A 15,641-nucleotide genomic window follows, 5' to 3' on the forward strand; every position below is an offset into this window, starting at 1 on the left:
AATAAAAAACTGCCCCTTTCCTGAAAACAAGAAAGGAGCAGTTTGAAAACACGCTCTAAAGGCTCTTTCTTATCTCTCAGGATTACTACCTGCAGGATTTGGCACAATTCCGTTATACGGCTGTTGCCAAGGTTTCATCGGGCCTGTCCCTCCACCTTTTCTTGATAAGACTATGCAATTACCGTTGATTTTATAGCAATAATTTCCTAATGTCAAACAGTTTTTTCTGAATGTTCTAAAATAAACATTAACAATTTCATATAAAGCAACAAAAGAAATATATTCCATACTAACTCGAAAAAGACCTTTAGAAAAAATGATTCATGTAAAATAAACCCCAATCATCTATTTTCATTAAACAAACTGTTTTAATAGAGCGTATAATTCTTCAAAATTATGCACTTCATATGTCGGTATAATCCCACTATCATTTAATTTCCTTTCTGGATTAAACCAACAAGTATCAATTCCCGCTACATATCCACCTTTAATATCGGCACTTAATGAATCCCCAATAATCAGCCCTTCTTCAGGTGCAAAGTTAGGAATCCGTTCAAAAACATAATCAAAATACTCTTTCATCGGCTTTTGAAAACCTGTATCTTCCGAAACAAAAACATCTTTAAATAATGAATGTAACCCTGCATTACGCAAACGTTTATCTTGCGTCTTAGAAACACCATTTGTCACTATATACAACTCATACTCCCCTTGAATTTGATTTATAAATTCAAACGCACCTTGCATGAGTTGATTTCCTTCTTCTAAGTAGCTACGATAATTATTTTCGAATAATATACCGTCTACTTCTTCTCCATACTCTTTAAACAACATAGAGAATCGTTTATTTACAACTTCATTACGTGATAGTTCACCTTTTTCAAAAGCATTCCAAAGACCTTTATTTATTTTTTTATAACGAGCCTCTATCTCCTCTGTTAAAGGGATTCCCTTCTCTTCAAAAAGCACCTGTAAAGCTACTTTTTCAGCCTTTTGGAAATCTAATAATGTATCATCTACATCAAATAGTAATGTTTTATATTTTTTCATAAATTCATCACACTCTCTTTTCTACAAAAACAAATTTACATAAATCGTATCATTCCTTCTTGTAAAGATAATAGGAGATATCTCATACTATAAATAGGGGTGAAAATATGAAAATCAGCAAAAATGAAGAAGAAATTTATCAATACATGCGAATCCATCAATTCCATACCCTATTTTCATTTCATGTCTTGCCATATGTAGAGCTGCATTCTTTTCAAACGAAAGAGATGATATGTAGCGAAGGAAACGCCCTCCCTTATCTCTATTACTTAATTTCTGGGAAAGCAAAAATATATATGAATCATAAAAACGGGAAAGTTTCATTAATTAATTTTATTCAAGCACCATCTTTTATCGGGGAATTAGGATTAATAGGAGTAGAAAATATCACCAAGTCCGTTGAAGTACTAGAAGATTGTGTTTGTTTAGCACTTCCTCTTAAAGATTGTCAGCAACTTGTATTACAAGATGCAACGTTTTTACAGCACTTATGCAAATTTATTGGAGAAAAGACAATTACTCGCACTGAAAATTACGCAAAAAACTATAGTTATCCTTTCGAAAATCGATTAGCTGCTTTTATTTTATTAACAGAACAAAATAATTGTTATATAGAAAAGCATACTGAGGCTGCAGAATACTTAAATGTCAGCTATCGTCATCTTTTATATGTATTAAACCAGTTTTGCCAACAAAATTATTTAAAAAAAGAAGGCCGAACATATTATATACAAGATCGAAATACATTAGAAAAGCTTGCTGACGAGCTGAAAATATAAAGAAACAGCATTAACATAAACGTTAATGCTGTTTCTTTGAGTGACGATTATAATTTAAATTAAAATTTACTTGCTACTTTAGCTGCTTCTTCAAGACCTGCAGCAATGATTTCTTCTGCTTTATCTGGGAATTGGTTATGTCCTTCAATAACTACTGTTTCCATGTTTGTTGCACCGAAGAAGCCCATCATGCTTGCTACATATTTAACAGCCATTTCTACCTCAGCTGCTGGACCTTCTGAATATACGCCGCCGCGCGCGTTTAATAATGCAATCTTCTTATCTCCAATTAAACCAACTGGACCTTCTGGTGTATATTTGAACGTTTTACCAGCACGGTTTAAATAATCAATATATGTGTGTAACACTGCTGGAATCGTTAAGTTCCATAATGGGAAGCCGAAAACAATTTTATCAGCTTCTAGAAATTGATTTAAATACTTATCAGCAACTGCTACTGCTTTTGCCTCTTCTTCTGTTAAATCAAATCCTTTACCTGCCTTAAATGTACCATTGATCATGTCTACACCTACATATGGTAATTCTTCTTTATATAAATCAAGTTCTACTACTGTATCATTTGGGTGTGCTTCTTTATAGTTCGCTAAAAATGCCTCATATAATTTTACACTAACTGCTTGTTCCGCTGGACGGTTGTTTGCTTTAACAAATAAAACTGTTGCCATTATTTCTTCCTCCTAGTACTCACTCTTATGTTGTTATATGCTTTCAAAAAAGGTATCCCTTGTAATTGTTGTTTTGTTGCTTACAAACATATTTTATCTTTATATCAATACATTTTCGTCCTCACATAGACGTATTTTTCCATAAAAAAAGTCCACCTTCTAAAGGCGAACTAGGTCTTACGACTTTTGTCTTATACAATTCCATTTTTCACTGCATATAACGCCGCTTGCGTGCGATCAGATAAATTCAACTTACTCAAAATACTACTTACATGAGCTTTTACCGTTTTTTCTGTAATAACTAAAACAGAAGCGATCTCTTTATTACTCATCCCTTTCGCTAATAGCTGCAGCACTTCATTTTCTCTCGCCGTTAGCACATCCACTTGAATAGAAGGTTCTTCTTCCTTTTCTTCCACAGGTAGTGTTTGAGAGAGAAGAGTATTTGCTATATCCGGATGTAATTGAATATTACCTTTATATGCGCTTCGAATAGCTTCAACAAGCTGATCCGGTTCTACATCTTTTAAAATATACCCACTTGCCCCCGCCCTTAACGCTGGTAAAACATGCGCCTGATCAGAAAAGCTAGTTAATACAATTACTTTCACATTCGGATATTCTTTTTTGATGCACGCCGTCGCCTCGACACCATCCATTTCGGGCATATATAAATCCATTAATACAACATCTGGATTCGTCTCCCCTACTTTCACTAACGCTTCTTTCCCATTATTTGCTTCTCCAACTAACGTTAAATCTTCCTGTGTACTTAAGAAAAATGCTAATCCTTTTAAAACGACTGTATGATCATCGACTAACAATACTTTTATTTTCACAAACTTCCCTCATTTTCACATCATAATGGTACATTTACTTTTACGCTCGTTCGCTTCTTACTACTTACAATTTTAATTGTTCCACCAACTAATTCTACTCTTTCACGCATCGTAGTCATGCCGAGTGATTTCTTCTCTTTTATATCCTTTTCTACAAAGCCGTTTCCTTGATCGACTATTTCTAATGATACATTCTTCTCTGTCACTTTGAAATAAATCGTTGATTCTCTGACATTCGCATGTTTACTTACGTTATTCAAAGCTTCTTGTCCAATTCTCCATAACGCTTCCTCTACTACACGCGGTAAATCACGAACACCTGTAACTTGTTCCCGAATTTTCAGTCCCAAGTTTTCACCGTACTGCTTTAAAGCTGGTAATAAACCTTTTTCTAATCCTGCCGGACGAAGCTGCCAAATTAATGTTCTCATTTCCTTTAAAGCTCCTTGCGCTAGTTCCCGCATCTCATGCAAAGATTGGTCAACCTTTTCATTTTGACCTTTTAAAACGGCCTCAGCCCCTTTTGTCATAAAGGTTAATGAAAATAATTTTTGCGAAACAGAATCATGTAAATCCCTTGCTAATCGGTTTCTTTCTTCCAGTCGTACGAGTTCACGGCGCTGTTCGTTTAACCTTAGATTCTCTATTATTAATGAAACGTGATTCGATAATGCTTGAATTATATCTATTGTATTAACATCAAATTCTCCATTATTTAAACTAACACATAAAACACCAAATATATGATTTTGAATATGTATTGGCGTAGCAATAACAACTCCATTTACACGTTTTAATAGAGCTAGCTCACCTTGTTCTAACGCCTTCTTTGCCGCTTCTTTTACATCCTCTTGTAACTCTTCCTGCCCATAAGAAGCTCGCAAAGATAACTCTATTTCTTCCCTAATAAAAAACGCCACTTGATTCCACTGAAATACTTCACCTACGTGATTTACCACCTTTTCAGATAATACATTAAACTTATGAATCGTTTTTAAAGCTTGAATAAACCGCTCCAATTTCACATAGTAATGTGCTCTTCGCTTTTCATTTTCATATAATTTTGTTCGCTTTAAAGCCGTCCCGATTTGGAAAGCAACTGATTGGAGCAATACTAATTCTTCTTCCGAAAAATGTGTTTTACCTGGGCTAGCTACATTTAAAACACCAAATTTCTCTCCTCCAGCCTTTAAAGGAACCGTAGCATGATGAAGAATTCCTTCTGTATCTCCCCAATTATATTCAATTGCATTATTAATTCTTTTACATTCAATAATATTAACGGCTCTCTCTAATTTCCCATCTACGAAGCCGCGTAAACACCAACACTCACCTTCACACATCGGGCGTTTATTTTCATATTTAAGTGCCTCTGGTAACTGGTAATCGATCACCTTCGTATACTTCCCATTTTCATCCGCAAGAAAAATCCAGCCTGTCGTTAAACCTGTTACACTGAGCAATTTTTCTAGTACTGCTTGCAATACATGATATGTATCATTTGATGTATTTAATGTTTCTGCAATTTCCTTTAATATAACTAATTCATTTGTACGATTATCTCGAAACATACTCAGTCTCCTGCATACAAGATTTTAAATAGCTCTTAAAATAAATCATCTACTTTTCACTTTGTACTTATTCGTAACATTGATATAATGGTGAAAACATAGTTTTCATTATATCACTTGAGGGGGCTTTCATAATGACATTAAATAAAGCACTTACTATCGCTGGTTCTGACACAAGTGGCGGTGCTGGTATACAAGCAGATTTAAAAACATTCCAAGAACTTGGCGTATACGGAATGACATCTCTTACAACAATCGTAACGATGGATCCACATAACGGTTGGGCACATAACGTATTTCCAATCCCAGCTTCTACATTAAAACCACAATTAGAAACAACAATTGAAGGTGTTGGCGTAGACGCTTTAAAAACAGGTATGCTTGGATCAGTAGAAATTATTGAAATGGTTGCAGAAACAATCGAAAAGCACAATTTCAAAAATGTAGTAGTTGACCCTGTTATGGTATGTAAAGGTGCAGATGAAGCATTACATCCTGAAACGAACGATTGCTTACGTGACGTTCTTGTGCCAAAGGCATTAGTTGTAACACCAAACTTATTTGAAGCTTACCAATTAAGCGGTGTGAAAATTAATTCTCTTGAGGACATGAAAGAAGCAGCGAAGAAAATCCACGCTTTAGGTGCCAAATACGTACTAATTAAAGGTGGAAGCAAACTTGGTACGGAAACTGCAATCGACGTCCTATATGATGGAGAAACATTCGATCTTCTAGAATCAGAAAAAATCGATACAACCAATACACACGGTGCAGGTTGTACATATTCTGCTGCAATTACAGCAGAACTTGCAAAAGGAAAACCTGTGAAAGAAGCAGTAAAAACTGCTAAAGAATTCATCACAGCTGCTATTCGTTACTCATTCAAAATTAACGAATACGTAGGTCCAACTCACCATGGTGCATATCGTAAATTCGTTGTATCAAAAGAACTTGTCTAATATATAAATAAAAACACTCACAAGGTTCATACATTGCCTCTGTGAGTGTTTTTTATAAGCTTTATGTCTTCTGGTCATCTTATCTTTAAGATGCAGAGCTGACCTTATTTCTACCATTTCGTTTCGAGTAGTATAACGCATCATCCGCCGCTTGAATAAATTGCTCTGATGACCCTTCATACTCTGAAACCCCTACCGAAACCGTAATTTTTATTTTTGTTCCATCTAACAATTGAAATGGGTGACTTTCAACAGCTATACGAATTTGCTCGCCCATACGAATTCCGTAAGCTAATCCCTTATTCGGTATCAAAAGCGCAAACTCCTCTCCACCCTTTCGAAAAGCCAAATCTGGAAATTGTGAAGTTTCTCGTAAAATACATCCTACTTGTTTTAACACTTCGTCCCCTGCAGGATGCCCGTACGTATCATTTACATACTTAAAGTGGTCAATATCTATAAGTAGTAAACAAAGCGAATCATTTTTCATGTTCTTATTACTAATATGACGATTCATCTCTAAATCAAACTGTCTTACGTTTCCTAGACCTGTCAATGCGTCTACCGTTGCGTATTGCTTCATCGTTTGGAATAACTCATTGGATTGTAAAACGTAATTTGCACTTATGAATGTTATGTAGCCTGTAATAATACTAGAAATTAAATATAATCCTACTATGTTAATATCTTTAATTAACCATATATATAGTGAGGGGATTAGAATAGATAAAATATATGTATGTAACCATGCCCACTTTTCTCCTAGAGAGATATTTAGACGCGAAATAAAGATACTACCTACTCCTATCGCAATAATTGTATAAAAAGCTACTTGAGAAGCTAATGAATAATCCATAAATAATAACCTAGTTACTAAAATCATACTAACAGCTATAGTACTCGCTATCGGGCCTCCAATTATAACAGCTAAAATAACAGCTAAGTAGCGCAAATCCAATAGGATGGTACCAACATGAACACCGAAATACATTAGTAATATACCTAATATTCCAGTAAGAATACCTACTACACATTTCTGCCAAAGAGAAAACTCTTCTTTTAACGGCCTATCTCTTAAAAGCTGACCTCCAACAAAAATAAAGGAAAGAATAATTGTTGTATTTACAAATAAGTCCCTTAACATAAAATAATCTCCCTACTTTTCCATCTATCCCCTTCCCCACTTTATTGTATACGAAATCCCTATAATTCCCAAAGTTTTTTGTTTATTTTTTGCTGTTCCACGTGAAACAGCAAAAAAATAAAAAGGGCGAAAACTCGCCCTTCTTCATTAACAACAGCGTGATATTTTTCCACCCTTTGCATTAAATCTTGCTTCTTGTGCCTCAGCAAAAAATTGCTTTTGACATACAACCTCTTCTTCAGGATGATGCTTTTTCATATGCTCCACATATACTTCATAACTTGGTACCCCAACGAGCAAACTAATAAAGCGTTTTCTTTCCCCCCATACTTTCCGTAGTCGTTTAAGCATAATAGTTCCTCGACTCACTTTCATCTCTAGAAATATATGCTGCCTCTTTTAGCAGCATCGGCTTATTTCTTAATACTTGAATCCAAATTCGAATTGCAGAAATTAATACAGCGATTACAACTATCATAAAAATCCCGCAAAGCGCTGCATCAATATAATCATTGAAAATAATTTGCTTCATTTGAGCAACATTTTTAGCTGGTGCTAACACTTTCCCCTCATCTAATGCTCCCTGGAACACCTTTGCATGAGATAGAAATCCTATTTTAGGGTTTTCATGAAATAGCTTTTGATAACCCGCCGTCATCGTTACAATAAGCAATCCAACAGTTGGAATAAGTGTCACCCAAACATATGCCTTTTTCCCCATTTTGAACAAAATTGTCGTTCCAAGTAATAATGCAATACCTGCTAACATTTGATTTGCAATACCGAAAAGTGGCCATAATGTATTAATTCCACCAAGTGGATCTACTACCCCTTGGTACAAAAAATAACCCCATCCTAATACACATAACGTTGTAGCTATTACATTTGCTAATGTAGAATCTGTTTTCGCAAACGGCTTATATACATGCCCTAAAATATCTTGAATCATAAATCGTCCTACACGCGTTCCTGCGTCAATCGTTGTTAAAATAAATAGGGCTTCAAAGAGAATAGCAAAATGATACCAGAATGCCATCATCGCCGTTCCACCTATTACTTGTGAGAAAATATATGCCATACCTATCGCTAACGTTGGTGCGCCACCTGTACGTGATAAAATTGTTTGCTCTCCAACATTTACAGCAAGTTCTTTTAGTTCATTTGGTGTAATAGCAAATCCCCATGAAGAAATAACTTGAGCTGCCTGCGATACATCCGTACCAATAAGTGCTGCCGGACTATTAATCGCAAAATAAGTTCCTGGTGTTAATACACAAGCTGCAATCATTGCCATCGCAGCTACAAACGACTCCATTAACATTGCTCCGTAACCAATTGGCTGTGCATGTCCCTCTTGTTCAATCATTTTTGGCGTCGTACCTGATGAAACAAGAGCATGGAATCCAGAGACTGCACCACAGGCAATCGTAATAAATAAGAACGGGAATAAATTACCGGAGAAAACAGGACCTGTTCCATCAATAAATTGCGAAACTGCTGGCATTTGTAAATCAGGTGCTACAATTAAAATACCTATCGCCAATCCAACAATTGTTCCAACTTTTAAAAATGTACTTAAATAATCACGTGGTGCTAATAACATCCAAACTGGTAATGCAGATGCAATAAATCCATATACAATAAGCATAATAGCAATTGTTTCGCCACTAAATGTGAACATACTTGCAAGTGTTGGATTTTCTGCTACATACTGTCCTCCAATAAGAGATAAAATAAGTAGGATAATACCAATTACTGACCCTTCTCCAACACGACCAGGCCTAATATAGCGCATGTAAACTCCCATTAAAATAGCGATGGGAATCGTTGCTGCTATCGTAAACATTCCCCAAGGACTTCCAATCAGTGCCTTTACTACGACTAACGCTAATACTGCTAATAAAATAATCATAATTCCTAAAATACCTATCATTGCAATTAGTCCTGTAACAGGCCCAATCTCATCCTTAATCATTTCTCCTAACGATTTACCATTACGTCTCATCGAAGCAAATAAAATGACAAAATCTTGGACAGCCCCCGCAACAACTACCCCAACAATAATCCAAATGGTCCCTGGTAAATATCCCATTTGTGCTGCTAAAATCGGTCCTACTAAAGGTCCCGCCCCAGCAATCGCTGCAAAGTGATGTCCAAACAATACCCACTTATTTGTTGGAACATAGTCTTTCCCATCGTTTAATGTATGGGCTGGTGTTTGACGATTATCATCTAAATTAAAAACCTTTCTCGCTATAAATCTACTATAAAAGCGATAAGCAACTGCATATACACATACAGCAGCTACTAAGAGCCATACAGCATTAATGGTTTCACCTTGTGATAAAGCTATTACCCCAAAAGCCCCTGCTCCTACTGCTGTAATAACGCCCCAAAGTAAGATCGATTTCAATGTCTTCACATACAATTCCCCCAATACTATTTCTTAGTGGAGATTGTACTAAATTTTCTGAATATTTAACTTGAATCCTCCCTATCATGAAGGATTTTCAGTTTATCATGTTAAAATACTCTCATTACCTACTATAATTCAATTTTATTTCGAAGGCGTTTTACATAATTACGACTGACTGGAATCGGTTGCTCATCATACCTATCTAAATACAAATTATACGTGCCATTATAATAAGGTTTCAGTTCTTTTACATATGACATATTAATTAAATAGCTTTTATGCACACGTAAAAAATCATATGCATTTAGCTTATTTTCTAATTCCTGAAGTGTATATGTTGAAATATACTGATTATTCGTTGTGTAAATTGAAACAGTTTTATTTTCTTTATTTTTACTTACATATACGATATCTTCTGGAAGAATATATCGTATACCCTCTTGACTTTCTATCGGTAGTTTCCGCAAATAACTCTTTGCTTTCTCACCTTGTTCTTTACCTATTTTATATAAAAGAAATTGTAAATCTTCTTCACGAAATGGTCGTAATAAATAATAAAATGCTTGGAAACGAAAAGCTGTAATAGATTCCTCTATGTTTTCACCTACAAAAATAAATTTTGTATAGCAATTTATTTCTCGTAATAAACTTGCATATTCAAAACCAGTACCATCTAGTAATTTGGAACTTAAAAAAACAAAGTCTGGTATATGTTTTTTCATCATAAATAAAGATTCTGTTCCTGTCTTTGCTTCAAAACATTCTACATTTCTCATATTTTCAGTGAAATTTTCAGCTAACTCTCTTCTCTCTTCTGCCTCTTCCATGATCAGTAAAATTTTCATTTCTTCAACCACCTAATTCTTTGTCCATATGTCCTGCTGTATACATTCGCTTTTATAAGAAATAATCCCTTTTTCTTACTATACCATTATTTATCTAAAAAAACAGAAAAAAGGAAACCACTTCGGTTTCCTCTCCCCCTTTATCCTACATTAACTGCCTAGAAAGAGCGGAGTAGTGTAGGGTAATAAACGGTCAGGGCTACGTTTAAAATTTCACTTTATACTAATTCTCGTTGCTTCGTTTCCTGTCCAAGTATTACTACAGCGAATACACCAATTAAAATTGATCCGCAGAAAATCGTAAATATTAGTGATAGTGAAGCTTCTGAGGCAACTAAATACCCCACTAATAGTGGCCCAAGAATACCACCAATACGCCCAAATGCTGCTGCCATTCCTGCACCAGTACCACGAATAACCGTCGGATACTGTTCAGGTGTATAGGCGTATAATGCTCCCCAAGCACCTAAGTTAAAGAAGGATAGTAACATACCTGCCACGATTAATACTGTTAATGAATCCGCAACCCCAAACAAATAGGCACTGCAAGCTGTCCCGATTAAATACGTAACCAACACAAATTTACGACCGAGACGTTCAATAAACCAAGCAGCGGTGAAATATCCTGGAAGTTGAGCTAATGTCATAATAAGTACGTATTGGAAACTTTTTATTAAACTAAATCCTTTTAGCACCATTACACTCGGTAACCAAAGGAACATTCCATAATAAGAAAAGACAACACAAAACCATAGAATCCATAGCATAATTGTTGCTTTACGATATTCCCCAGACCAAACTGATTTTATATTTTCAATAACAGATGGTCTTTTTTCAACTTTTTGGAACCTTGGGGAATCCGGTAAATTCCATCTTAAATATAAAGCATATAGTGCTGGAACTGCACTCAATACCATCGCAATTTCCCAACCATATTTAGGAATAACAAAATACGAGATAAGGGCTGCAATTAGCCATCCACCTGCCCAAAAACTTTCTAATAACACAACAATTTTCCCACGCTCATGCGCTTCAACACTCTCTGATACTAGTGTAGAGGCAACCGGAAGCTCTCCGCCAAGCCCCATACCAATTAAAAAGCGTAAAACGAGAAACATCGCGAGTGTCGTTGTTAATGCAGTTAAACCACTACCGATAGAAAATAATAATAATGTAATAATAAAGACTGATTTTCGGCCTATTCTATCTGATAGTATCCCAAAAATAAGCGCTCCTACTGCCATACCGATTGAGTTAATACTGCCTATCCAGCCCATTTCCTGGCTCGTTAATCCCCAATCCTTTTGCAAGGCTACCATTACAAATGAAAGCATTCCAACATCCATTGCATCAAATAGCCATCCAAGTCCAGCTATACCAAGTAGTTTGCGCTTCGAAATTTCTTTTACCTTGCCCACTAGAAGTCCTCCTCACACAGGTGTCTTTACACATCATTTTACATGTGTGAATTGTATAAGTAAAATACTTTTGTGTAAAAAATTCTCCTTCATCATTCCCAAAAAGTAAAACGTCTATCCCGATTGGTGAGGGCTAATAATCAGTAGGGATGACTCACTGATTAAAGTTTCACTTCATTAAAAATGAATAAATAAAAAAAAGTAGCGATATTTCGCTACTTTTTCGAACGCATTACTTCTTTTAAAAATTCCGCTAATACTAACTGACGACGCCAGCGTGTTGGATTACTGCATAATCTATAAAACCACTCTAAATGAATCGCTTGAATCCATTTTGGTGCACGTTTTACCTCTCCAGCCCATACGTCTAAACTTCCACCCACTCCAACAGCCATTTTCGTTTCTAAACGATGCTTATTGTTTTGGATAAAGTTCTCTTGTCTCGGGAAACCGAGTGCAACAAGTAATAAATCTGGTTTTGCTTCTTGAATGCGAGAAATAATATTCTCTTCGTCTTCTTGTTTGAAATAACCATCTTGTGTACCGGCGATGGATACAGCTGAATATGTCTTTGTTAAATGATCTGCTGCAGCTTGTACAACATGCGGCTTTGCACCTAATAAGAAAACAGATACTGGTTTACTATCTTCTGATAACTTCGCAAGTAAATTACACATTAAATCAAAACCTGCTACACGTTCTTTTAAAGGTGTACCAAGCATGCCGCTTGCCTTTACAACCCCAATACCATCAGGTGTAATTAAATCTGTATTCAATAATGTTTGATAGAACTTTTCATCCTTTTTTGCGCACATAACAATTTCAGGGTTTGCTGTTACTACCTGAAACGTATGAGTTCGCTCCGCTTCTAGTTGTTCTTTTAAATATTTGACCGTTTCATCCATTGTCATTGTAGAAAAAGGAACGCCTAGAATATCAACTGTTTGTACTGCCATAGTTAACTATCCTCTCTATCATTACAAGTTTTTCGCTATTAATTGCTTATATGTTTCCTTTGTATCTTCATATAGTTTTTGAAGTGAGAAATTCATAGTAGCATGCTCAAAAATATGTTTACCCATTGCTGCTAATTCTCCAGTTTTCCACTTATCATACGCTTCTTCTAAAGCTAATGCTAATGCCTTTCCATCATCTGTTGGCACAATCCATCCGTAAGTTTCATCTACGATTAATGGTTCAATTTCTCCAGCCCTAGTCACAATTGATGGTACGCGTTGATTTGCCGCTTCTAATAAAACTAGTGGGAACCCTTCACTATGAGAAGTTAATAAATTTACATGTGACGACGCAAATAATTGTTTTACATCTTGACGATGTCCTAAAAACTCTACTTTATCGTTAATCCCTTTTTCAGTAGCTAATGACTTTAGATTTTCTTCTAATGGGCCATCGCCAACTAATAATACTTTAATTTTCTCCAATTTTGTTTGTTGTAACGCATCGAATAAAACTTCATGTCCTTTGACAGGATGTAATCGCGCTACTTGGATTGCCGTAAATACATCTTCAGCAATATTGAACATTTCTTTTTTATTATAGCCTTCTGCTTTTTCCTTATCGTATTCAATTCCATTATAAATAACATGCATCTTTTCATTTGAAATCCCTAATGCTGCCAGGCTTTTTTTCAATCTATTTGTTACAACGAAAAATAAGTCTATATTTTTTAAAGCTTTCAAATTTAATTTCGTAAAAATCCAACCTTTGAAGCCCTGTTTAGTAAAGTCTTGAAATGGATCACTATGAATAGTCGTTACCCATTTTGCCTTTATTCTCTTTTTCATTAAAGAAACATAGAAATTAGCCCTAGGACCATGCGTATGAACTACATCAAATTTTTCTTTATTAATAAATTCACTTATATTCTTTAAAATGGATAAATCATAGCGCGATTTTTGTGAAAACACATGGACTTTTATCCCTAATTCCCTTGCTTCCTTCGCAACAATTCCATCTTCAAATACTGCTAATTCTACTTCACCAGTTGGAAACTGATCGAGAAGTGAAATAATATGTGTTTTCCCTCCCCCATCTTCTGCTCCTGCATTCATATGCAATATTCTCATGTTTTTTCCTCCTTTAAATCCTCGCTACGTTTCCAGCTATTTTTATTTTACTGTACTAAAAAATAAAAGCTAACAAAAGTTAGCTTTTATTTTTATCATTCAATTTCTAGGTCTACTATTAGATAAGCTAGCACCACTACAAAGTAAATCCCAACTCCTGGTGCTGTTAAAATATGTCCTGCAATATAAGCAATACCTAACGCTAACAATAAGCTTGCTGAAATCATTCCATATTTTATATTAAATATGTCCTTAAATCTCGTAGCAAATGCTAGTAGAATTCTTAGCCCGTAATAAATAAATGGAATCATTAGTAATACAAAGCCAATAATCCCGAAATCATAAAACCAATCATGGAAGTCCATTTCAATTAATTTTGGATCTGGCTGCTTTTGTTCATTGTATTTAAAGTTACCTGCATAACCCATTCCTAATAACTTTTGTGACATTGGCGCTTCTTTAAAGAACTGCTTATGTCTTTCTTCATATACTTGACGTCCACTGAAAATAAGGTTTTCTTGATTTTCTTTCTTTTGCTCTTTCTCAAGCTCTTTCTTAACTTCCTCTTCTATCTTCGCCTTTTCTTCTGGTTTTTCAGCCTTATGGTGCTTTTCTTCTTTTTCTTTAAGTTCTTGCTCTTTTTTCAGCTTCTCTTTAATTTCTTTTTCTTTTTGACCTTGCTGTGCCACATTTTGCTCTGATAAATAATTATTGTGAATACCCATATTTTGTGCTAATGGCGTTTGTTTAAACGTTCCAACTACACCGGCCAATAGGATAATAGCAATTACTGCATTAAGCGCAAGGGATTTTTTGTTCGGATTTTTTCTATCAAATAATAATTGAAGTAAAATAATCCCGATTGCTGCCGCTAACGTAGCACCAATTGAGCCCATTCCTACTTTCGTACCAACCTGAATTAGCGAATAAATCATTAAAATTGATGGAATCCAATATAAAATGTGTTTCCAGCTCTTTGTTTTTTGAATAGAATATAGTACCACAATAGGGAAAATAATAGCTAAGATTGAACCTAGTTCATTCCCTGCATAGAACCAACCTCGAGAACCAACCTTCATCCATTCATAACTACCAAAGTCAGTAGATGTTGAAATAGAAATAACCATAATTGCATTAATGATTAATGTAGAATATACAATACTATTTCGAACCTTATCACTAATATTAACTGTCTTTTTCAATGATTTTAAAGCTAAAATGTATGACCCCAGCATAATATATATATATAATGCTTTCGCAACGAATTTAACTTCTTCACTAAGTACAATAGGATCCTTAACTAGTTTATTATTAATAAATCCTACCCCTAAAACTCCGGCTAATAATATAAGATAAATTAAAAACTTTCTATTTTCCTTCTCTTTTGCCTGAATTAAAATGTAAATACCACCAACAGCCATAATAAGGAATCTTACTAAAATTCCAACGGTAGCATTTGACTTTAATAAAGTGATGCTAAGAGACGTTAATAAATCTAAAACAGGCTGTAAAATAATAAAAAAGAGCAAAAAATGCTCAAATCTAACCCTAGCTTGATTTGCTAACATTCCAAGACCTCCATACAAAATCTTAACATTATCTTTTAATCATAATTTATTATCGTTAAAACACACCTAGCAATTATAACATAACTCATATTTAAATTGAGAACTATTTTTATACCGAAACTAGCCAATCCATCGTAACTAGTAACTAGAAAATATTATCCTTTAGCTATCCTTCCCTATCTCTATAAAAACTATCTAACACTCTTTCACTTATTATCAGCATTATAGCAAACATTTATTAATCATTTTATTGATATATATAATTTAACGGTTAAAAAA

General features: G+C 34.8%; 14 protein-coding genes and 1 riboswitch. Of the genes, 2 read left to right on the top strand and 12 right to left on the bottom strand.

Features of this window, described 5'->3' with window-relative positions; genetic code table 11:
• Window positions 1-66: 66 nt before the first annotated feature.
• A riboswitch (SAM riboswitch) is annotated at window positions 67-171 on the bottom strand.
• Window positions 172-354: 183 nt separating this feature from the next.
• Window positions 355-1,050: a YjjG family noncanonical pyrimidine nucleotidase gene (locus ASE54_RS32135; protein WP_000760176.1), complete on the bottom strand. Its 696-nt coding sequence runs from the start codon at window positions 1,048-1,050 to the stop codon at window positions 355-357.
• A gap of 107 nt (window positions 1,051-1,157) precedes the next feature.
• Here ASE54_RS32135 and ASE54_RS32140 point away from each other — a divergent pair, with 107 nt between their 5' ends.
• On the top strand, window positions 1,158-1,829 hold the full coding sequence (locus ASE54_RS32140; protein ID WP_000703317.1) for a transcriptional regulator YeiL: 672 nt from the start codon (window positions 1,158-1,160) through the stop codon (window positions 1,827-1,829).
• Between the two features lie 59 nt (window positions 1,830-1,888).
• Here the strand turns inward: ASE54_RS32140 and ASE54_RS32145 are convergent, their stop codons facing one another.
• The 3 genes from ASE54_RS32145 to ASE54_RS32155 all read right to left on the bottom strand — a co-directional run bounded on the left by ASE54_RS32145 (window position 1,889) and on the right by ASE54_RS32155 (window position 4,925).
• On the bottom strand, window positions 1,889-2,515 hold the full coding sequence (locus ASE54_RS32145; protein ID WP_000246718.1) for an FMN-dependent NADH-azoreductase: 627 nt from the start codon (window positions 2,513-2,515) through the stop codon (window positions 1,889-1,891).
• 191 nt (window positions 2,516-2,706) lie between these two features.
• Window positions 2,707-3,354: a response regulator transcription factor gene (locus tag ASE54_RS32150; protein WP_000695816.1), complete on the bottom strand. Its 648-nt coding sequence runs from the start codon at window positions 3,352-3,354 to the stop codon at window positions 2,707-2,709.
• Between the two features lie 20 nt (window positions 3,355-3,374).
• Complete coding sequence (locus tag ASE54_RS32155) at window positions 3,375-4,925, bottom strand: GAF domain-containing protein (protein WP_000488150.1); 1,551 nt, start codon at window positions 4,923-4,925, stop codon at window positions 3,375-3,377.
• Between the two features lie 134 nt (window positions 4,926-5,059).
• On the opposite strand from ASE54_RS32155, the gene pdxK reads away from it, so the two are divergent.
• The gene (gene pdxK / locus ASE54_RS32160; protein WP_000174252.1) at window positions 5,060-5,884 is read left to right on the top strand and encodes a pyridoxine/pyridoxal/pyridoxamine kinase; all 825 of its coding nucleotides are present in this window, start codon (window positions 5,060-5,062) and stop codon (window positions 5,882-5,884) included.
• Between the two features lie 85 nt (window positions 5,885-5,969).
• On the opposite strand, the gene ASE54_RS32165 is transcribed toward pdxK, so the two are convergent.
• The 8 genes from ASE54_RS32165 to ASE54_RS32200 form a co-directional block, all read right to left on the bottom strand.
• Window positions 5,970-7,028 carry a diguanylate cyclase gene (locus ASE54_RS32165; protein ID WP_000942921.1) on the bottom strand — a complete coding sequence of 353 codons (1,059 nt, stop codon included), beginning with the start codon at window positions 7,026-7,028 and terminating at the stop codon, window positions 5,970-5,972.
• A 147-nt stretch (window positions 7,029-7,175) separates the two neighbouring features.
• Window positions 7,176-7,379: a YbdD/YjiX family protein gene (locus tag ASE54_RS32170; RefSeq protein WP_000919819.1), complete on the bottom strand. Its 204-nt coding sequence runs from the start codon at window positions 7,377-7,379 to the stop codon at window positions 7,176-7,178.
• Window positions 7,372-9,450 (bottom strand): carbon starvation protein CstA, encoded by a 2,079-nt coding sequence (cstA, locus tag ASE54_RS32175; protein ID WP_000854306.1) that lies wholly within the window; start codon window positions 9,448-9,450, stop codon window positions 7,372-7,374. Before cstA ends, ASE54_RS32170 begins: the two co-directional genes overlap by 8 nt.
• Before the next feature lie 122 nt (window positions 9,451-9,572).
• Window positions 9,573-10,289, bottom strand: a complete 717-nt coding sequence (locus ASE54_RS32180) for a LytTR family DNA-binding domain-containing protein (RefSeq protein ID WP_000698255.1) — start codon at window positions 10,287-10,289, stop codon at window positions 9,573-9,575.
• 218 nt (window positions 10,290-10,507) lie between these two features.
• A complete protein-coding gene (locus ASE54_RS32185; protein ID WP_000521109.1) occupies window positions 10,508-11,707 on the bottom strand; it encodes an MFS transporter in 1,200 nt (399 codons plus the stop codon).
• A gap of 215 nt (window positions 11,708-11,922) precedes the next feature.
• Entirely contained in the window at window positions 11,923-12,663 is a 741-nt protein-coding gene (locus ASE54_RS32190) for a WecB/TagA/CpsF family glycosyltransferase (protein ID WP_000290744.1), read from the bottom strand.
• Between the two features lie 21 nt (window positions 12,664-12,684).
• Window positions 12,685-13,794 carry a glycosyltransferase family 4 protein gene (locus ASE54_RS32195; RefSeq protein WP_001221222.1) on the bottom strand — a complete coding sequence of 370 codons (1,110 nt, stop codon included), beginning with the start codon at window positions 13,792-13,794 and terminating at the stop codon, window positions 12,685-12,687.
• A 95-nt stretch (window positions 13,795-13,889) separates the two neighbouring features.
• Window positions 13,890-15,362, bottom strand: a complete 1,473-nt coding sequence (locus tag ASE54_RS32200) for an O-antigen ligase family protein (protein ID WP_000880761.1) — start codon at window positions 15,360-15,362, stop codon at window positions 13,890-13,892.
• Between the last annotated feature and the right edge of the window lie 279 nt (window positions 15,363-15,641).

Origin of the sequence: Bacillus sp. Root131 (genome assembly GCF_001429475.1) — a bacterium.
Lineage (GTDB): Bacteria > Bacillota > Bacilli > Bacillales > Bacillaceae_G > Bacillus_A > Bacillus_A thuringiensis_S.